This is a genomic window from Oxalicibacterium sp., assembly GCF_057353965.1.
This window is the reverse complement of sequence record NZ_JBMQZD010000003.1, coordinates 106,291-125,950: the sequence shown is the minus strand read 5'-3', so window position 1 is coordinate 125,950 and position 19,660 is coordinate 106,291. Positions and strand designations below refer to the sequence as shown.

Annotated in this window: 17 protein-coding genes; 9 read left to right on the top strand and 8 right to left on the bottom strand. The window is 61.5% G+C overall.

From position 1 onward, the window contains the following. Positions 1-63: 63 nt before the first annotated feature. Genes ACO1VH_RS05725 through ACO1VH_RS05710 form a run of 4 tightly spaced genes read left to right on the top strand, consistent with a single transcriptional unit; the run spans position 64 to position 5,336 of the window. The gene (locus ACO1VH_RS05725; protein WP_486243616.1) at positions 64-1,212 is read left to right on the top strand and encodes a nucleotidyltransferase family protein; all 1,149 of its coding nucleotides are present in this window, start codon (positions 64-66) and stop codon (positions 1,210-1,212) included. Continuing rightward, the gene (locus tag ACO1VH_RS05720; protein ID WP_486243341.1) at positions 1,209-2,636 is read left to right on the top strand and encodes a mannose-1-phosphate guanylyltransferase/mannose-6-phosphate isomerase; all 1,428 of its coding nucleotides are present in this window, start codon (positions 1,209-1,211) and stop codon (positions 2,634-2,636) included. Before ACO1VH_RS05725 ends, ACO1VH_RS05720 begins: the two co-directional genes overlap by 4 nt. Next, complete coding sequence (locus ACO1VH_RS05715; protein ID WP_486243339.1) at positions 2,629-3,885, top strand: hypothetical protein; 1,257 nt, start codon at positions 2,629-2,631, stop codon at positions 3,883-3,885. Before ACO1VH_RS05720 ends, ACO1VH_RS05715 begins: the two co-directional genes overlap by 8 nt. Next, positions 3,882-5,336 carry a lipopolysaccharide biosynthesis protein gene (locus ACO1VH_RS05710; protein WP_486243337.1) on the top strand — a complete coding sequence of 485 codons (1,455 nt, stop codon included), beginning with the start codon at positions 3,882-3,884 and terminating at the stop codon, positions 5,334-5,336. Before ACO1VH_RS05715 ends, ACO1VH_RS05710 begins: the two co-directional genes overlap by 4 nt. Positions 5,337-5,425: 89 nt before the next feature. Here the strand turns inward: ACO1VH_RS05710 and ACO1VH_RS05705 are convergent, their stop codons facing one another. Next, positions 5,426-5,980 (bottom strand): hypothetical protein, encoded by a 555-nt coding sequence (locus tag ACO1VH_RS05705; protein WP_486243335.1) that lies wholly within the window; start codon positions 5,978-5,980, stop codon positions 5,426-5,428. 117 nt (positions 5,981-6,097) lie between these two features. Continuing rightward, complete coding sequence (locus ACO1VH_RS05700; protein ID WP_486243333.1) at positions 6,098-6,400, bottom strand: hypothetical protein; 303 nt, start codon at positions 6,398-6,400, stop codon at positions 6,098-6,100. 331 nt (positions 6,401-6,731) lie between these two features. On the opposite strand from ACO1VH_RS05700, the gene ACO1VH_RS05695 reads away from it, so the two are divergent. Further along, the gene (locus tag ACO1VH_RS05695) at positions 6,732-7,034 is read left to right on the top strand and encodes a hypothetical protein (RefSeq protein ID WP_486243331.1); all 303 of its coding nucleotides are present in this window, start codon (positions 6,732-6,734) and stop codon (positions 7,032-7,034) included. 78 nt (positions 7,035-7,112) lie between these two features. Here the strand turns inward: ACO1VH_RS05695 and ACO1VH_RS05690 are convergent, their stop codons facing one another. From ACO1VH_RS05690 to ACO1VH_RS05680, 3 genes are read right to left on the bottom strand one after another with little or no spacing between them, the layout of a single operon-like run. Further along, positions 7,113-8,570, bottom strand: coding sequence for an efflux transporter outer membrane subunit (locus ACO1VH_RS05690; RefSeq protein ID WP_486243329.1), 1,458 nt, complete (start codon positions 8,568-8,570; stop codon positions 7,113-7,115). Continuing rightward, a complete protein-coding gene (locus tag ACO1VH_RS05685; RefSeq protein WP_486243327.1) occupies positions 8,567-11,716 on the bottom strand; it encodes an efflux RND transporter permease subunit in 3,150 nt (1,049 codons plus the stop codon). The genes ACO1VH_RS05690 and ACO1VH_RS05685 overlap by 4 nt, the downstream gene beginning before the upstream one ends. Positions 11,717-11,728: 12 nt before the next feature. Further along, positions 11,729-12,994 carry an efflux RND transporter periplasmic adaptor subunit gene (locus ACO1VH_RS05680; protein ID WP_486243325.1) on the bottom strand — a complete coding sequence of 422 codons (1,266 nt, stop codon included), beginning with the start codon at positions 12,992-12,994 and terminating at the stop codon, positions 11,729-11,731. 277 nt (positions 12,995-13,271) lie between these two features. Here ACO1VH_RS05680 and ACO1VH_RS05675 point away from each other — a divergent pair, with 277 nt between their 5' ends. Next, the gene (locus ACO1VH_RS05675) at positions 13,272-13,910 is read left to right on the top strand and encodes a TetR family transcriptional regulator (protein ID WP_486243323.1); all 639 of its coding nucleotides are present in this window, start codon (positions 13,272-13,274) and stop codon (positions 13,908-13,910) included. Positions 13,911-13,953: 43 nt separating this feature from the next. On the opposite strand, the gene ACO1VH_RS05670 is transcribed toward ACO1VH_RS05675, so the two are convergent. The 3 genes from ACO1VH_RS05670 to ACO1VH_RS05660 are packed head-to-tail and all read right to left on the bottom strand — an operon-like array spanning position 13,954 to position 16,284. Then, the gene (locus ACO1VH_RS05670) at positions 13,954-15,264 is read right to left on the bottom strand and encodes a TolC family outer membrane protein (RefSeq protein WP_486243321.1); all 1,311 of its coding nucleotides are present in this window, start codon (positions 15,262-15,264) and stop codon (positions 13,954-13,956) included. Between the two features lie 29 nt (positions 15,265-15,293). Next, on the bottom strand, positions 15,294-15,614 hold the full coding sequence (locus ACO1VH_RS05665) for a rhodanese-like domain-containing protein (RefSeq protein ID WP_486243319.1): 321 nt from the start codon (positions 15,612-15,614) through the stop codon (positions 15,294-15,296). A 16-nt stretch (positions 15,615-15,630) separates the two neighbouring features. Further along, the gene (locus ACO1VH_RS05660) at positions 15,631-16,284 is read right to left on the bottom strand and encodes a protein-L-isoaspartate O-methyltransferase family protein (protein WP_486243318.1); all 654 of its coding nucleotides are present in this window, start codon (positions 16,282-16,284) and stop codon (positions 15,631-15,633) included. Positions 16,285-16,450: 166 nt separating this feature from the next. Between ACO1VH_RS05660 and ACO1VH_RS05655 the strand changes: the two genes are divergently transcribed. The 3 genes from ACO1VH_RS05655 to recQ all read left to right on the top strand — a co-directional run bounded on the left by ACO1VH_RS05655 (position 16,451) and on the right by recQ (position 19,606). Beyond that, a complete protein-coding gene (locus ACO1VH_RS05655) occupies positions 16,451-16,729 on the top strand; it encodes a YkgJ family cysteine cluster protein (RefSeq protein WP_486243316.1) in 279 nt (92 codons plus the stop codon). A 190-nt stretch (positions 16,730-16,919) separates the two neighbouring features. Continuing rightward, entirely contained in the window at positions 16,920-17,753 is an 834-nt protein-coding gene (locus ACO1VH_RS05650) for an undecaprenyl-diphosphate phosphatase (protein WP_486243314.1), read from the top strand. A gap of 11 nt (positions 17,754-17,764) precedes the next feature. Continuing rightward, a complete protein-coding gene (gene recQ / locus ACO1VH_RS05645; RefSeq protein ID WP_486243312.1) occupies positions 17,765-19,606 on the top strand; it encodes a DNA helicase RecQ in 1,842 nt (613 codons plus the stop codon). Positions 19,607-19,660: the final 54 nt, after the last annotated feature.

The window sequence follows — 19,660 nt, the reverse complement described above, 5'->3', positions numbered from 1 at the left end:
CGTATTCAATTTATTTCATTCGACACGAACAGAAGAGAGACAGAAGGCCAACCCATGAAAGCAATGATTCTTGCAGCAGGAAAAGGAACGCGCGTACAACCGCTGACATACGAACTGCCGAAGCCGATGATCCCGATTCTCGGCAAGCCGGTGATGGAATATCTGGTTGAGCATCTGGTCAAGTACGGCATCCGCGACATCATGGTCAACGTCAGCTATCTGCACCAGAAGATCGAGGATTACTTCGGCGAAGGCCAGCGCTTCGGCGCGCAGATCGGTTATTCCTTCGAGGGCTACATGAACGAGGAGGGCGAAGTGGTGCCGCAGGCAGCCGGATCCGCCGGCGGCATGAAGAAGATCCAGGAATCCGGCGGTTTCTTCGACGAGACCACGCTGGTGATCTGCGGCGATGCACTGATCGATCTCGACATCAAGTCCGCGCTGTTCGAGCACCGCAGGAAAGGCGCGAAGGTCAGTATCATCACGAAGGAAGTGCCGCGCGAGAAATCGTCCGATTACGGCATGGTGGTGACGGACGACGACGGCCGCGTGCTGTCCTTCCAGGAAAAACCGAAGCCGAAGGATGCGCTGTCGACCGCGGCCAGCACCGGCATCTACATCTTCGAACCGGAAGTGCTGGACATGATCCCGTCCGGCGTGGAGTTCGATATCGGTTCGCAGCTGTTCCCGCTGCTGGTCGAGAAGAAGGTACCGTTCTATGCGCAGAAGCGTTTCTTCAACTGGATCGACATCGGCAACGTCAAGGATTACTGGGCAGTCTCGCAGAGCGTGCTTAAGGGCGAGATGGCGCACATGATGATGCCCGGCACGCAGATCGACGACGGCATCTGGGTTGGCCTCAATACGCATATCGACTGGGAAGGCACGACCATCAAGGGGCCGGTCTACATCGGCTCCGGCTGCACGGTGGAAGCCGGCAGCACCATCATCGGCCCGACCTGGATCGGGCACGGCAGCCAGATATGCTGCGGATCGGAAGTCGTGCGCAGTGTGCTGTTCGAATACACGCGCGTGTCGCCGGAATCGACGATGGAGGAACTGGTGGTCTGCCGCAATTATTGCGTCAGCCGCGAAGGCGAGATGCGGCACGTCTCCGAATGCAAGGACGATCACTGGCGCGATGCGCGGGATCGTCGGGCGGTGACGCGCATTCCTGGCAATGAGCGCAGGCGCGCAGTCGGTGCGGCGTGAAGATCCATCCTGTCATTCTTTCCGGCGGTTCCGGTACGCGTCTTTGGCCGCTGTCGCGCGCGGCGCTGCCGAAGCAACTGCTGCCGCTGGTGTCCGGCCTGACAATGCTGCAGGAAACCGTGCTGCGCGTGTCCGGCCGCCCCGGAATTGCAGCACCGCTGATCGTTTGTGGCGACGATCATCGTTTTCTAGTTGCCGAACAGATGCGCCAGATCGGCGTGGAGCCGCACGCAATCATGCTGGAACCGCAGGGCCGCAATACGGCGCCGGCGATCGGCGTGGCGGCGTATCACCTGCGCCGTGACGGTGACGACGATGCGCTGATGCTGGTATTGCCGGCCGATCACGTGATCCGCGACGTCGATGCGTTCAACGAGGCAATCACGTTAGCGGCGTCGGTTGCGCAGGGATCGTCGAAACTGGCGACCTTCGGCATCGTGCCGTCGTCGCCGGAATCTGGCTATGGCTATATCCGGCGCGGCGATGCGGTGGACGGTGCACGGGGCTGCTACATGGTCGAGCAGTTCGTCGAGAAGCCGGACCGCGAGAAGGCGCAGCAATTCCTCGACGATGGACATTATTCGTGGAACAGCGGCATGTTTCTGTTCCGCGCCGGTGCTTACTTGGACGAGCTGGAACGCCTGCAGCCGCAGATGGCGGCCTGCTGCCGCGATGCGGTGCGCGATGCATATGGCGATCTGTCGTTCTGCCGGCTCGGCAAGGAGGCGTATGCGAAGTGTCCGTCCGAATCGATCGATTTCGCGGTGATGGAACATACGCAACAGGCAGTCGTGATTCCGGCCGACATCGGCTGGAGCGACGTCGGCTCGTGGTCCGCGCTGGCTGATGTGCAGGAGCACGATGATCTCGACCGCAACGTGCTGCAGGGCGATGTCTATACCGATGGCGTGCACGATTCCTTCGTTCGCGCGGAAAGCCGTTTCGTCGCCGTGCTCGGGCTGGACAACGTGATTGTCGTGGAAACCAAGGATGCAGTGCTGATCGCTGACAAGAATGACGTGCAGCGCGTCAAGCAGGTGGTCGATTACCTGAAGCAGGAAAAGCGCTGCGAGCATCTGAATCACACAAAGGTCTATCGCCCGTGGGGTTCGTACGAATCGATAGACGACGGCCATCGTTACCAGGTCAAGCGCATCACCGTCGATCCGGGCGAGAAGCTGTCGCTGCAGATGCATCACCATCGCGCCGAACACTGGATCGTCGTGACCGGCACCGCGCTCGTCACCTGTGGCGAAGAGCAGCGCCTGCTGACGGAAAATGAATCGGTCTATATCCCGATCGGCACGCAGCACCGGCTGGAAAATCCCGGCAAGATGCCGCTGCATCTGATCGAGGTGCAGTCCGGCGCCTATCTGGGCGAGGACGATATCGTTCGCTTCGAGGATGTGTATCAGCGTGCCTGACGACTATCACCTTGATTCTCCCCCGGATGTCCGTCCCGGTTCGCCACGTTCGGATCGTATCGTCGCGCAGCTGACCGAGATGCGCAGTGACAATCAGGTCACACGCATCGTCGCCTTCGACGATCAGCAGATCGGATGGGAAATGACCGGCCCCGAGGAATGCCTGCCGCCGCCGCTGCGCGTGCACGATCTGGCCGTTACCGCTCTGGTGTTTCAGGCGATGCATCAGGGGCGCGATCTTCACGTCGACGGCCCGGTCACGCAATCGCTGCTGCGCAACATGGAAGACCTGATTGCGTGCTGGCACTTATGGCGTCCTGATCTGTACCGGATCGTGCGCGTCAGCGCCGAGCACGAAGTCACCGATTCGGCATTGCCGTCGCCTGCATCGCCGCCGCGTGCGGTGCTCGCTTTCTCCGGCGGCCTCGATGCCAGCTTCACCGCGTGGCGGCATGTGACGCGCAACGCCGGACGCCGCAGCCATCTGCTGCATGCCGGCGTGCTGATCCAGGGATTCGACATCGGCCTCGATGCGAATGCCGCTTTCACGACGACGGTTTCCACGGCCGCCGATGCGCTGCGTTCGATCAATGTGCCGATGGTGACGATGCGCACCAACTGGCGCGACGTCGCCTGCGTCAACTGGGAAATGGAATTCGGCAACGGCGTGGCGACCTGCCTGCGCAACTGGCAGGGCAGCGTATCGGCTGCACTGGTCGGTTCCGACGAAGACTATGCGCGCCTGGTGCTGCCCTGGGGCGGCAATCCGATCACCTACACGATGCTGTCGAGCCGCGATTTCCAGGTCGTCTACGACGGCGGCGAATTCACACGCACCGAAAAGGCGGCGGGCATTCTCGACTGGCCGGCCGGACTGCGCAATTTGCGCGTGTGCTGGGAAGGGCCGTTGACCGGCCGCAATTGCGGGCATTGCGAGAAATGCCTGCGTACCAAACTCAATTTCATGGCGCTCGGCGCGCCGTTGCCGGAATCGCTGGCAGGACCGCCGAGCGATGCCGACATCCAGAATCTGCGGGTCGGCAACCGTGCGCAACTGGTCCTGTTGCAGGAGATCGTGGAAATGGCGGAACGCCGCAAGATACGGCAATCCTGGGTGCGCGCATTGAAGATCGCCATCGTCAAGAATCGCATGCGGATTGCGGTGCCGGTCGGCGCGGCATTCCGTCGCATGACGCAGCCGTTGCGCAGGCTGTTGCGCCCGCTGAAACAGCGTCCGGTGTCGCAATGAAGAATCTGCGCCGTGCCGTGCCGTGGGCGATCGTCGACAGTGTCGGCGTCGGCCTGCTGGGCTTCCTGACGCTGGGCATCATGTCGCGCGTGCTGACGGCGGCCGATTTCGGCAGCGTCGCCTTTGCGCAAGCCATCGTGCTGATGATGCAGCTGGTTATCGCGCTGGGTATCAACGAGGCGCTGATCCAGCGCCGACCGATCGACATGCTCCATATCGACAGCGCATTCTGGATGGCGCTGGCGCTCGGCTTTTCCGGCTTCCTGATTTGCGCTTGTATCGGCCTGTATTTCATCTATCTGGCGGGACAATCGCTGGTCGGCACCATTCTGATTATCGAAGGAACGGCGTGCTTCTTCACCGGCCTGAACCTGCTGCCGTCGGCGATGCTGGATCGCAAGATGCGCACTAAGGCAGTCGCGCGCCGCACAGTGCTGGGACGCCTCAGCTATTGCGTGGTTGCGATCGGACTGGCGCTGGCGCAGTTTGGCGTGTGGAGCATCGTCATCGCCGGCGTCGTGCAGAACCTGGTGCTGACGACGATCTTCTGGCGCGGCCTGCAGCGCTGGCCGAAGCGTCGCTTCTCGTGGCCGCATGCGAAACAGCTGATCACGTTCGGTGTGCCGGTGATGCTGGAGGGCGCGCTGTGGGCTTTCCTCACGCGCGGCTTCAACCTGCTGATCGGTGCGATCCACGGCATGGCGGTGCTCGGCCTGGTCAGCGTCGCGTTCAAGGCGACCGATGCGCTGTCGAATATCGTCGGCAACGTCGCCGGCCGCATCGGCCTGCCGTTCTTCTCGTCGCTGCAGCAGGATCGCGCGCACATGCAGCGCGCCTTCCTGCGCATCACGCAGGCGACCACCTTCATTTCCGGCCCGATCTTCGTCGGTCTGGCGCTGACAGCGCAGCAATGGGTGCCGCTGCTGCTTGGCGAAAAATGGAACGAGGCGATCCCGCTGATCATCGTGCTGTGCCTGATGTGGGTGACCAGCTTCACGCGCATCTTCGTCAGCCCCTATCTGCGTGCGCTCGGCCATCCGCGCGCGCTGCTGCTGCCCGGCCTGTGCGCCAGTGCCTGTACGATCGCCGTCGTCTTCCTGACGGCAGGGCATGCGCCGATTTACATCATGCTGGCGTGGTCGTGCCGTGTGCTTGTTACTTATCCGCTCGGCCTGCTGCTGTTGCGCAAATACGCGGGCATCGGCGTCGGCCGCCAGTTGCGTCCGCTGGCGATGCCGGCATTCTGCGTGGCGACGATGTCGGCATGCGTGCTGGGGCTGCAGTCGGCGATGGCCGGCCATGGATGGTCGTTGATGGCGGAACTGCTGGCATCGATGGCGGTGGGAGCGATCAGCTATGCGGCCATCGTGCTGTTCATGCATAGACGCAGGCTGCCGGCCATGCTGGCGGATTGGCGAGGCGGCAGTGGAATGGGAATGAAAGCCCGTTGATGCGGAATCGGATTCTCTCGGCAGTAGCCGGCTGATTCTCGTGCGGCAATCAGGCCGTACGCATGATGGCGCAGCTTGTTGTCTGAACGTCAGCGCCGCGTGCGCACGTTGTTCAGCAGGCGTCCTACATCGCGCTCCAACGCTTCCAGATCGTGTTGCAGCACATTCTTTTCCGACGGCGTGATCTGGCCGTCCATCCTGAATTCCGCTTCGCGGCGATAAAGATCGCTTTCACGCTGCAGCAGGCGTTGCGACTCGGTGCGCGTGATGAGGCCGTTCGCAATGCCATAGTCGATGCGCTTGCCGATCTGCGTCTCGCGTCCGGCGATATCGGGAAGATAGCCGTCGGGGCTCGCATTCATCCGTGTATTGCGCAGGCTGCGTTCGACGCCGGCGTGCAGCGCATCGAGATCGCGGCGCAGCTGATCGCGTTCCTGCGGCGTCAGCGTGCCGTCACGCTCGTAGCCCGCGGCACGCGACTGGATGCTGCGTTCGCGGTGTGACAGTTCTTCCGCTTCATCTTGCGTGATCAGGCCGTACGCGATGCCTTGCTCGATGCGCGCATGGATATCCTGCCGCTGCTGTTCGATGCTGTAGCTGCGGACATTCTCGGCGCCTGCAAAAAGGGGGACGGTTGTCAGCACGGCGGCTGCCAGCGCGAGCCATGTTGTTCGATGGTTGTGCCGGAGCCGGGAAGAAAAGGGAAAAGGATTTTTCATCATGGTGCGATACCTTGCGATCGCCAGACATGATGCCGGTGATCAATAGCGATACGGGTTGCTGGGCCTGCGGTCGAAGCGATTCGGAACGCCGTCACGATCGTAGTCGCCGCGCGAACGCATATGGCGTTTGTGATGATGGTAATACCTGTGCGGATGGACGTATACCGGCCGCGGTGCAACATAGACCGGGCGCGGCGCGACATACACCGGTGCCGGGCCGACATAGATCGGTGCAGGCACGCCCAGATGAACGTCGACATCGACGCGGGCCATTGCCGGCGCTGCGGCAAGCAGCAATGCGCCTGCCAGTATGCCGGCCGAAATGCCGAGGATCTTTTTCATGTCGATCTCCTTGATGGGGCTTGCGATGTTTTGATGGAATGTTTTGCGGAGGATTGCATTGCAGCGAAATCCTCTATCGGGACGACTCCATTTAATACGAGCGTTGCGGCGATTGCCAGTCCGAATCGGTAAGGTCTGTTACAACATGTATCCACGTTGGCAGCTGGATCATCATTCGTTTCGGCATATACGGTGTTCAGGTTGCCGGAATGACATCGGCGATGTCGCACGAAAATACGTGATCGTGAAAATCCCATATGAATGGGATACGAAAGCGACAGGAAGCACTACAGAATGAGCGGCACTTCGGACCAACTACATTCCAATAACCATGTCATTCCAATTGCCGTCCAATGTCACCGCGCAACGCAGGCCGATTTCCGCCACATCCTATGAATACATCCTGCGCCACAGTGAACTGGGCCAGCTTGGACAGATCATGTTGAGCGTCTGCATGTCGGGGCATTGCCGGATCACATCGCTGGTCAACGGACAGCCGGGCAATATCCTGACCGAGCGCCGCCGCGCCATCTTCGAGCCGCTGGCGAGAACGCTGGCCGAGCAGATCAGGGCTACCCTGGCCATGCCGTCCTCATCGATGCCGGCCGGCAGCGGCCGATCCGTGAGGGCCTGATTTCGAATCTCGCCGGAAAAAGAAAGAGGCCCGCAAGGGCCTCTTTTTCGTTGATGAAGCAGTGTTGTCGCAGCGTCGTTATTGCGCTGCCGGAGCAGCGGCAGGCGCTTCGGCCGTCGCCGTCGTTTCCACCAGTCCGCCGCCCAGCGAACGATACAGATCGACCGCATTGGTCAGGCGCAGCTGCCGCACCTGCACCAGTTCCAGATCGGCGGCAAACAGACCGCGCTTCGCATCCAGCACATCCAGAGAGCTGGCGATGCCGTTGTCGAAGCGCTGGGTCGCCAGCTTCAGGCGTTCCGCCTCCGCATCACGCATGCGGATCTGCGCCTCGATCTGTTCGTCCAGGAGGCCACGTGCCACCAGCGCATCGGACACCTCACGGAAGGCGGTCTGAATCGTCTTCTCGTAGTTGGCGACTTCGATGTTCTTGCGCACTTCGGACAACTTCAGGTTGGCGATGTTGCGGCCGCCCTGGAAGATCGGCAGCACCAGTTGCGGTGCAAACGACCAGGCGCGCGAACCGGCATCGAACAGGCCGGACAATTCGTTGCTGGCCGTGCCGACGCCCGCCGTCAGCGAAATCTGCGGGAAGAAGGCCGCGCGTGCCGCACCAATGTTGGCGTTGGCCGAGATCAATGCCTGCTCGGCGCTGCGGATGTCGGGCCGTTCCGTCAGCAGGTCGGAAGGCAGGCCGGCCGGCAGATTGGTGACGAGATCCAGTTTCGACAGCGGTTCGGTCGGCGGCAGATCGGTCAGTGGTTGGCCGACCAGCAGCGTCAATGCATTCCATGCCTGCGCACGCTGGCGTGCCAGTGCCAGTTGCGTGACGCGCGCGGTCTGCATCGAGGCTTCGTCCTGTTTCAGATCCAGTGCGGACGCAGCACCGACGTCGAAGCGCTGCTTGGACAACTTGTAGGCGTCGGCGCGCGTTTCGTAGGTCTGGCGCGCCAGCTCCAGCTGCTCGGCATAGCCGCGTTCCGTCAGGTAGGCGGTGGCGACTTCGGCGACCAGGCTGATGTGCGCGGCACGTTGCGCTTCCTCGGTGGACAGGTACTGCGCCAAGGCCGCATCGCTGAGGCTCTTCACGCGGCCGAAGAAGTCCAGCTCGAACGCGGCCAGGCCGAGTCCGACCTGGTAGTTGCTGGTGACGACCGACGAACCGGTTGTCGACAGCGAAGCCGGCACGCGGGCGCGCTGGCCGGTGGCGGAGATGTCGAAGTTCGGGTAGCGGTCAGCCGACTGGATGTTGTACAGCGCGCGCGCTTCCTCGATGCGCAGTGCAGCCACGCGCAGGTCACGGTTGTTTTCCAGTGCGGTGGCGATCAGCGATTGCAGGCGCTGATCCGGGAAGAAATTGCGCCAGCCGATTTCCGATACTTTCTGCTGGTTGGCGGTTTGCGCATCCTGCGCCGCCGTGTCCTGATTCGGATAGGCGGTCGCGATCGGCGCCTCGGGGCGCTGATAAGTCGGCGCCATCGAGCATCCGCTCAGCACGCCTGCTGCCAGCAGGCTCAACGTCATTTGCTTGATCATATTTCTTCATCCTCATTGCGTGGCTTGTGCGCGGCATACATGCGGCGCTGGCGTTCGCTGCCCTTGAAGATGCTGCGAACCACCACGAAGAACACCGGTACCAGGAACACGGCCAGCACCGTTGCCGTAATCATGCCGCCCATTACGCCGGTGCCGATTGCACGCTGGCTTGCGGAGCCGGCGCCGGAAGCGATCACCAGCGGCAGCACGCCGAGGATGAACGCCATCGACGTCATGATGATCGGGCGGAAACGCAGGTGAACGGCTTCCAGTGTTGCCTCCAGCAGGCTCTTGCCCTGCGCCTGCAGATCCTTGGCGAATTCGATGATCAGAATCGCGTTCTTCGCCGATAGGCCGACCACCGCAATCATGCCGACCTTGAAGTACACGTCGTTCGGCATGCCGCGCAGCGTCACGCCGAGCAGTGCGCCGAGAATACCCAGCGGCACCACCAGCATCACGGACAGCGGAATCGACGTGCTTTCATACAACGCCGCCAGCACCAGGAACACCGCGATCAGCGACAGCGCATACAGCGCCGGCGCCTGCGAACCGGAAGTCTTTTCTTCCAGCGACTGGCCGGTCCATTCGAAGCCGAAGCCCGGCGGCAGCTTGGCCATGAACGATTCCATCTCGTTCATCGCATCGCCGGTACTGTAGCCGGGGGCAGGGCCGCCGGAAATCTTCATCGCCGGATAGCCGTTGTAGCGGATCAGCTGCACGGGGCCGGTGATCCACTTCGACGTCATGAACGACGAGAACGGCACCATCGTTCCGTCGGAACTGCGCGCGTACAGCTTCATCAGGTCTTCCGGCTGCAGGCGGCGCGGTGCGTCGGCCTGCACGATGACGCGCTGCTGGCGTCCCTGGTTCGGGAAGTCGTTGATGTAGGACGAGCCCAGCGCCGTCGACAGCACGGTGTTGATCGTCTCGAACGGCACGCCAAGTGAATTGGCCTTGTCGCGATCGATATCCAGTTGCAGCTGCGGTGCATCTTCCAGACCTTCCGGACGCACGCCGGCCAGCACCTTGCTTTGTGCCGCCATGCCCAGCAACTGATTGCGTGCGGCGACCAGGGCATCGTGCCCCTGGCCTGAACGATCCTGCAGGCGGAACGTGAAGCCGGTCGCATTGCCCAGCTCGCGGATCGGCGGCGGGTTCAGCGGGAACACGATGGCGTCCTTGATCTGCGAGAACACGCCGAATGCCTTGCCGGCGATCGCATCGGCCGTCTCTCCTGCACCGCGTTCGCTCCAGTCCTTGAACGGCGTGAAGACCAGCGCCGCATTCTGGCCGTTGCCGGAGAAGCTGAAGCCCAGAATGCCGATCGCATGTTCGACCGACGGCTGCTTCATGTAATAGTCTTCCACCTGTTTCACTACTTCCAGCGTACGCGCGGTGCTCGCGCCCGGCGGCAGCTGGATGTTGGTGATGATGTAGCCCTGATCCTCGTTCGGCAGGAACGAAGCCGGCAGGCGCACGTACAACAGGCCGACGCAGGCCACGATCAGCGCATACACGATCATGTAGCGGCCGGTCTTCGTCAGCATCTTGCCGATGAATCCCTGATAGGCGTTGGCCGTCTTGCTGAAGTGGCGGTTGAACCAGCCGAAGAAGCCGCGCTTCTCATGATGGTGGCCGGCCTCGACCGGCAGCAGGATGGTTGCGCACAGTGCCGGCGTCAGCGTGAACGCCATCAGTACCGAGAACACCATCGATGCCACCATCGACAGCGAGAACTGGCGATAGATCGCACCCACCGCACCGCCGAAGAAGGCCATCGGGATGAACACCGCGATCAGCACCAGCGTGATGCCGATCAGCGCGCCGCTGATCTGTCCCATCGCCTTGCGTGTCGCATCGCGTGGTGACAGGCCTTCCTCGCTCATGATGCGCTCGACGTTCTCCACCACGACGATCGCATCGTCGACCAGGATACCGATCGCCAGCACCATGCCGAACATCGTCAGCACGTTGATCGAGAAACCGAACAACAGCAAGGTCGCGAACGTACCCATCAGCGCCACCGGCACGACGATGGTCGGAATGATCGTATAGCGGATGTTCTGCAGGAACAGATACATCACCAGGAACACCAGCACGATCGCTTCCAGCAGCGTCTTGACCACTTCCTCGATCGAGATCTTGACGAACTTCGACGTGTCGTAAGGAATCGTGTATTTCACGCCGGCCGGGAAGTACTTGGACAGTTCTTCCATCTTCTTGTGGACGGCGGTTGCGGTGCCCAGTGCGTTGGCGGTCGGCGACGGCTGCACGCCGATGAACGACGTCGGTGCGCCGTCGAGTCGGCCCGAGGTCAGATAGGTCTGGCCGCCGACTTCGATGCGGGCGACGTCACGCAGGCGCACGGTGGAACCGTCCTTGTTGGCGCGCAGGACGATGTTGCCGAACTGCTCAGGCGTGGTCAGCTGTCCTTCGACCACCACCGTCGCGGTGATCTGCTGATCTTTCGGGCTGGGCAGATCGCCGATCGTGCCGCCCGCCACCAGCGCGTTCTGGTTGCGGATCGCGGTGCTGACATCGCCCGGCGTCAGGTTCAGGCCGACCAGTTTGTTCGGATCGATCCAGATGCGCATCGCGCGTTCGGTACCGAACAGCTGTGCCTGGCCGACACCCGGAATACGGCGGATTTCATTGAGCACGTTACGCGACAGGTAGTCGCCCAGCGCTACCGGATCGAGCGAGCCGTCGGTGGACGACAGGCCGATGAACATCAGGAAGTTGCTGCGCGACTTCGTGACGATCAGGCCCTGCTGCGTGACGACCGACGGCAGACGCGCCTCGACGCGCTTCAGGCGGTTCTGCACGTCGACTGCTGCGAGGTCTTCGTTGGTGTCTGCCGAAAAGGTGACGGTGATCTGCACCTGGCCGTTGGCCTGGCTTTGCGATTCCACATATTGTAGGCCGTCGGCACCGTTCATCTCCTGCTCGATGATACTGGTGACGCTGTCGTCCAGCGTCTGCGCAGTCGCACCCGGATAGTTGGCGGTGATGACGATTGTCGTCGGTGCAATGTTGGGATACTGCGCGACCGGCAAACCGGTGATCGCAAGGGCGCCGGCCAGCATGATGAAGATGGCCAGCACCCAGGCGAAGACCGGGCGGTCGATGAAAAATTTACCCATTACGGTGCTCCCTTACTTCGACTTGGGTTGTTCTGCGTTCTTGGCAGGGGCTGCGGGAGCAGCCGGCGCTGCGGCGCCTTTCTCTGCACCATTCGTAGCGCCATTTGCGGCACCATTCGCACCGGCATTTGCGGCCGGCTCGGCTTTCTGCCACTGGACCGGTTTGACGGTAGCGCCAGGCTGGACCTTCTGCAGGCCTTCCACGATGACGCGATCGCCTTCCTTCAGGCCGTCGGTAATCACCCATGCATTGTTGCTGGCATTGCCGGTGGTGACCGGACGCGAAGCCACCTTGTTGCTGGCGTCCACCACCATGACGGCGGAGCCGCCCGGCGTGCGGATGACGGCTTGTTGCGGCACCGTGATCGCGTTTTCGTCGATGGCCTGCTCGACGCGCGCACGTACATACATGCCCGGCAGCAGCAGGCGTTCAGGGTTCGGGAAAGTCGCGCGCAGCGTGACGGCGCCCGAGCTCGGATCGACGCTCAGGTCGGTAAACAGCAGTTTGCCCGGATGGGCGTATTCGCGGCCGTCTTCCGTTACCAGCGTGACCTTCAACTGATCCTTGCCCGCGCTTTTCAGCTGGCCGCTGGACATCGCGCGCTGCAGTTGCAGCGCTTCCGTGCTGGATTGCGTCATGTTCACGTAGATCGGATCGATCTGCTGCACGACAGCCATCGGTGTCGCATCGCCCTGGCCGACCAGCGCGCCTTCGGTCACCAGCTCGCGGCCGACGCGGCCGGAGATCGGCGACGTCACGGTCGCATAGCCGAGCGACAGTTTGGCGGTTTCTCGTGCAGCCTTGGCAGAGGCGAGGTCGGCGGCAGCCTGTTTCTCTGCGGCGACCACGTCATCGTATTCCTGCTTGCTGACCGCGTTGGTCTCGACCAGCGGCTTGTAGCGCTTGGCTTTCAGTTGCGTCTGCAGCAGCGTCGCTTCCGCGCGCTGCACGGCGGCTTCGGCGCTGTTGAATTCGGCCTTGAACTGCGCCGGATCGATCAGGAACAGCGTGGCACCTGCTTTCACGTCGCTGCCTTCCTTGAAGGTGCGCTTGAGCACGATGCCGGGAACGCGCGCGCGCACTTCGGCGACGCGGCTGGCTTCGATGCGCGCAGGCATTTCGTTGGTGATGCCGAGTGGTGCAGGCTTGACCGTGACGATGGACACTTCCGTCGGGGGTGGCGCTGCCGGCCCTTCCGATTTACCGCCGCAGCCGGCGATTGCGTACAGCATGAACAGGGATGCGCCAATTTGGGAAAGACGGGGAAGTGAACTCATAGACATCTCGCACAGTGAGTGAATCGCACTGTCGCCGTGAAGCGGCAGTTCCGGTAAAAGAAAACGAAAACGGGTGAGGCTGAACGAAAAGAAAGAACGGAGGGAGGAAGCGGAGAAAACCAATGGGCCTGTCCGTTCCGATGCTTTCTTTTCTGGAGGCGGTCTTGCAAACTCGGGTATTATACATACATCCGTGAATGTATGTATTAACGGCAATCATTGCCTCAAGCATAACGAAATTAGCCGAAATTTGTGACAACAGGAAGCTGAATCGAAAATGGCTCGTTCAACAAAGGAAGAAGCGCTGGAGACGCGCAACCGCATCATCGATGCGGCAGAGGAAGTCATGTTCGCGCGCGGGGTCGCGCAAACTTCACTGGCAGATGTGGCGGATGCGGCGGGCGTTACCCGCGGTGCCATTTACTGGCATTTCAAGAACAAGAGTGAACTGTTCGAAGCCATGGTGGAGCGGGTGCGATTGCCTGCGGAAGCATTGATGCAGACCCCCAATTCCCAGTTTCTCAACGATCCTCTGGGGCATCTGCGTAGTTCATGGGTGCAATTGCTGCAGGAAGTGGCATTGATCCCTCGCACACGCCGCATCCTGGATATCCTGTTTCTGAAGTGCGAGCTGGTCGATCGCGACGATCCGATCTGGATTCGCCAGAACGAATGCCATCTGAACTGGCTGAAAACCACGGAAGGCATTCTGGAGGAGGCCATCTCGCTAGGCCAGCTCCCCGAGGATCTGGATGTGCATCTGGCGGTGCTGACGTTGCATAGCCACATCAATGGGCTGTTGAACAACTGGTTGTTTGCGCCAAGCATCTTTGAGCTGGAGCAAGTGGCCGAGCGCTTGATCGATGCCTGCCTCGACAGTTTGCGTTATGCGCCATCATTGCGGGTGAAACACTAGTAGAAGCGGCGGAAGAAAAAAGAAGGGAAAAGTCTGAACTGCTTCAGCGCGACGTCAGCAGCGTGTTGATCCGGACCAGATCGTCTTCCCGCAGCGTGCCTGCCGCCGCCTTCAGCCGCAGACTGTTCATCAACGTGTCGTAGCGCGCCTTCGCCAGATCGCGCTGCGTTGCGTACAACTGCTGCTGCGCATTCAGCACGTCGATGTTGATGCGTACGCCGACCTGATAGCCGAGCAGGTTGGAATCCAGCGCCGATTTGCTCGACCGTTCCGCCGCTTCCAGCGCTCTCACCTGCGCCAATCCGTTGGTCACACCAAAATAGGCTTGCCGTGCGCTTTGCGCGGCGGCGCGGCGCGACGTTTCGAGATCGGCGCGCGCCTTGTCTTCCAGCGCAATCGCCTGCCGCACGCGGCTGGTCACCGAAAAGCCGCTGAACAGCGGAATCGACCATTGCACGCCGACCGATGTTTCCGGACCGTTGTCGTCGCGGCCCGATATGTCGTCGCGCCGTCGCGTGTTGCTGCGGCTGGCGACCAGATCGACGGTCGGATAATGACCGGCGCGATTGCGCGTGATCTCGCGCATCGCGATTTCCAGCGCCAGCTGCCGGCTGACGACGTCGAAATTCTGTTGTTCGGCGCGGTGCGCCCATTGTTCCATCTGGGTGGGATTCGGGTTCTGCAAGTCGACGCCATTGCGCAGCGTGGCCAGTTCGTCGGGTGCCTTGCCGATGATCTGCTGCAGCGCGGCGCGCGTGACGTCGAGTGCATTGCGCGCGGCGAATTCCTGTGCCGTCGCCAGGTCGAAGCGCGCCTGCGCTTCATGGGTATCGGTGATCGTCGCCGAGCCGACTTCGAAATGCTTCTTGGCCGATTCCAGCTGTTCGCTGATCGCGGCTTTTTCCGCTTCCAGCGAGGCCAGCGCATCCTGTGCGGTGAGCACATCGAAGTAGGCCTGCGCGGTGCGCAGGATCAAATCCTGCTGGACGACGGAGAAGGCCGCTTCGCTGGCCGTCACGGCCAGCTTGCTCTGCTCGTAGTTTTGCCAGGCGGCTGGATCGAACAGCGGTTGCGACAGCGACAGCGCGTAGCTGTTCGACGTTACGTTCGGTACATCGTCGCGCCGTATCCGTTCGCGCGTGCCGGACAGTCCGACCAGCGGCAGCAGGTTGGCGCGGCCCTGTACCGACAGTTCCTGGTCGGCGCTCAGTTGCGCGCGTGCGCTGGCATAGACGGCATCGTTGGCGAGCGCGTCCTGATACACCTGCAGCAGATTGGCGGCGCGGGCGTTCGCGTGGAAAACAAGGGAAAACAGCAGGCCGGCAATCAGCGTGACGGATCGGGCCAGATGCATGAAGCTTCCGGGAAGGCGAGCGGTATCGCTCAGTAAGTCGGCATTGCAGGATCGACCTGCTGTGCCCAGGCGTGGATGCCGCCCGTCAGATTGGTGACCTGTGCAAAGCCGTTGGCTTCGAGGAATTGCGCAACCCGCAGGCTGCGGGCGCCGTGATGGCAGATGCAGATGATGGATGCGTCGCGATCCAACTCGTCGATCTGGCCGGGGATGGTGTTCATCGGCACCGAGACCGAACCGGTGATGTGGCACGTCTGGAACTCCCATGGTTCGCGCACGTCCAGCAGGACATGCGCATCGCCTGCATCGGCGATCAGGGCGGCCACTTCCGGTGCGGTCAGGTGCTGCATCGCTTTTTAGGCTCTCTTAGAACTTGAAGTGCGACGGTGCAACGGCGTTGCGCAACGGCTTGATCAGCGTTTCGAACACGCCGACGGTTTCGTAGGCGACGTCGGAGGTACGCGTGATGATCTGTGCGGTCATCGCCGGCGCATTGCCGACGACGGCGAACATGCGGCCGCCGACCTTGATCTGCGACAGCAGTTTTTCCGGCACCACCGGCAGCGAACCGGAGACGACGATCACGTCGTATTGCTGGCCGTTGTCCAGACCTTGCGAAGCATCGGCCTGCACGACGTCAACATTGGTCACGCCGTAGTCGGCCAGGTTCTTTTCGGCCAGTGTCTTCAGTTCCGGTTCGATGTCGACCGTCGTCACGTGGCGTGCCTGATGCGCCAGCAGCGCTGCCATGTAGCCCGAACCGGCGCCGATTTCCAGCACGTTTTCATGCTTCTTGACAGCCAGTTCCTGCAGGATGCGCGCTTCGACGCGCGGCGCCAGCATGTTCTCGCCGTGCGGCAGCGGAATCTCGCTGTCGGCGAAGGCCAGTGCGCGATAGGCCAGCGGCACGAAGGCTTCGCGCTTGACGACGACGAGCAGTTCGAGAACGTCCTGATCCAGCACGTCCCAGGGACGAATTTGCTGTTCGATCATGTTGAAACGGGCTTGTTCGATGTTCATGGCGTGACTCGGGTGGCTGAATGGAGAAAACCGCTATTTTAGCAAAGGATGCATGCCATGCCGCAACAGAAGGGATCAGATGCCGCGAATTGTTGCAGCAGCGGAAATATCTGCCGGCGTTTGCCTGCGCGCGAACGGTACAATGCGGCCTTCGCATAGTGAACAAATGAATACAGGAACGATGACCGAAGCGATGTGCCGTCCCGATTGCGGCGCTTGTTGCACTGCACCGTCGATTTCTTCGGCGATTCCCGGCATGCCGCAGGGCAAGCCGGCGGGCGTGCGCTGTGTGCAGCTGGACGAGCGCAATCGCTGCCGTATCTTCGGCCGGCCCGAGCGTCCTGCGGTGTGCGGCAGCCTGCTGCCGGAGCCGGAAATGTGCGGTGCATCGCGTGACGAAGCGATGATTTATCTAACGACACTGGAACGAATGACAACGGCGTGAGTCGAAACGCCCGGTACGGCAGCCGGTTCGGCGCAAGACGACAGATTCCGTCCGGTTGTGCGCATGCTCATGGTAACCTTTGGGCCGCGCGCCGATGGGCGCACGGCAGGGAAGCATCCAACATCGGAACCCGTACGGCGTCTTCACCGGCGGGTTTTTTTATATCCACTTTTTATTGACATATCACTGCATGGACCCGATTCTCGCGCTCAAGGCCATCATCATGGGCATCGTCGAAGGCCTGACCGAATTCCTGCCGATTTCATCGACCGGTCATCTGATTCTGGCGGGCAGCCTGCTCGATTTCGTCGGCCCCAAGGTCAAGGTGTTCGAGATCGCGATCCAGACCGGCGCCTTGCTGGCGGTGATCTGGGAATACCGGGTACGTATCGCGGAAGTCAGCAGCGGATTGTTCCGCGAGCGGCGTTCGCAACGATTCGTGCTGAACATCATCGTCGCCTTCATTCCTGCCGCAGTGCTTGGGGTCATGTTTGCCAGCACCATCAATGAAAAGCTGTTCACACCAGTGCCGGTAGCGGTCGCCTTTATCGTCGGCGGCTTCCTGATTCTGTGGATAGAGCGCGCCAATCGCCTCGGCCTGCACAAGGTGCGCGTTGAATCGGTAGATGACATGACGCTCGTCGATGCGCTGAAGGTCGGCTGCGCGCAGGCCTTTGCGCTGATTCCGGGCACTAGCCGTTCCGGCGCCAGCATTATCGGCGGCATGTATTTCGGCCTGTCGCGCAAGGCGTCGACCGAGTTTTCGTTCTTCCTCGCGATCCCGACGCTGTTCGGTGCCACCATCTATTCGGTCTACAAGGCGCGCGATCTGCTGTCGATGTCCGATATTCCGATGTTCGCGCTGGGCGGGTTCGCGGCCTTTGTTTCAGGCTTCCTTTGTGTGCGCTGGCTGCTGCGCTACATCAGCACGCACGACTTCACTTTCTTCGCGTATTACCGCATCGTGTTCGGCCTGTTCGTGTTGCTGAGCGCGCATTACGATTGGGTCGTCTGGTCCGAGTAATTGTTGGTAAGATGCGCGCCATGAATACGCAGGGTGATCTCGGCGCGCGTGCGCTGCATGTGCTGGAAACCGTTTTCGGCTATTCGTCGTTCCGCGGCGAACAGGCCGAAATCGTCGACGTCGTCGCCCGCGGCGGCGATGCGCTGGTGCTGATGCCGACCGGCGGCGGCAAATCGCTTTGCTATCAGATTCCTTCTCTGCTGCGTGATGGCGTCGGCGTCGTCGTTTCGCCCCTGATTGCCTTGATGCAGGATCAGGTCGATGCGCTGGCCGAAGTCGGCGTGCGCGCCGCCTTTCTCAATTCCACCCAGAGTTTCGACGAAGCGCTGCAGATCGAGCGTCGCCTGCGCACCGGCGATCTGGATCTGCTGTACGTTGCGCCGGAAAGGCTGATGACGTCGCGCTGTCTGGCCTTGCTGGAAAGCGCGAAGATTGCGTTGTTCGCGATCGACGAGGCGCATTGCGTGTCGCAGTGGGGCCACGATTTCCGTCCCGAATACATCCAGCTTTCCGTGCTGCACGAGCGCTTCCCGCAAGTGCCGCGCATCGCGCTGACGGCGACCGCCGACCAGCAGACGCGCGAGGAAATCATCCATCGCCTGCAACTGGAAGACGCGCGCATGTTCGTGTCGTCGTTCGACCGGCCCAACATCCGCTACCAGATCGTCGAAAAGGCCAACGGTCGCAAGCAGTTGCTGGACTTCATCCAGAGCGAACACGCGGGCGACGCCGGCGTCGTCTACTGCCTGTCGCGCAAGAAGGTCGAGGAAACCGCCGAATTCCTGAACGAGCACGGCTTGAACGCGCTGGCCTATCACGCCGGCATGGATGCCAGCGTGCGCAGCCGCAACCAGGCGCGCTTCCTGCGCGAAGAGGGCATCGTGATGGTGGCGACGATTGCCTTCGGCATGGGGATCGACAAGCCGGACGTGCGTTTCGTCGCCCATCTCGATCTGCCGAAGAGTATCGAAGGCTATTACCAGGAAACCGGTCGCGCCGGCCGCGACGGTCTGCCGGCCAGCGCATGGATGGCCTACGGCCTGCAGGACGTGGTGCAGCAGCGCCGCATGATCGATGAATCGGAAGCGGGCGAGACCTTCAAGCGCGTGCAGAGCGTCAAGCTCGATGCGATGCTGGGTTTGTGCGAGACGCTGCATTGCCGCCGCACGCGGCTGCTCGATTATTTCGGCCAGCCATCTGCGCCGTGCGGTAACTGCGATACCTGCCTGACGCCGCCGGGCGCCTATGATGCGACGGTCGATGTGCAGAAATTGCTGTCGACGATCTATCGCGTCGACCAGCATTTCGGCGCGATGCACGTGCTGGATGTATTGCGCGGGGTCGATTCGGAAAAGGTGCGACAGCGCGGGCACGAACAATTGTCCACTTTCGGCATCGGTTCCGATCGCAGCGAGGCGGAATGGCGCGCCATCCTGCGACAGACGATTGCGCTCGGGCTGGTCAGCGTCGATCATGAATCGTTTGGCGTGCTGAAGCTCGCAGATGCCGCGCGACCGGTATTGAAAGGCGCCGAGCGTGTGCAGTTGCGCGTCTACCAAAAGCCGGTGAAGGCGCGACGCACATCGGGCAAGCCGAAAGGATTTGTCGAAACCGATCTGTCTGCAGAAGAGCAGGTTGTCTTCGAGAAGCTGCGCTGGTGGCGCATGGAAACGGCGCGCAAGCACAACGTGCCGGCCTACGTGATCTTCCACGATGCGACGATGCGCGAGATCGCGAAAGTACAGCCGCATTCGCTGGATGATCTGCGCGGCGTCAGCGGCGTCGGCGAGAAGAAATTGGAAACCTACGGTGAAGAAATTGTGACGTTGATCGCGGAGACGTCTGAAAATTGAGAGATCGGACAATTCTCTGTTTTATTCACGTGTTGCACGGTCCGGCAAGGATGA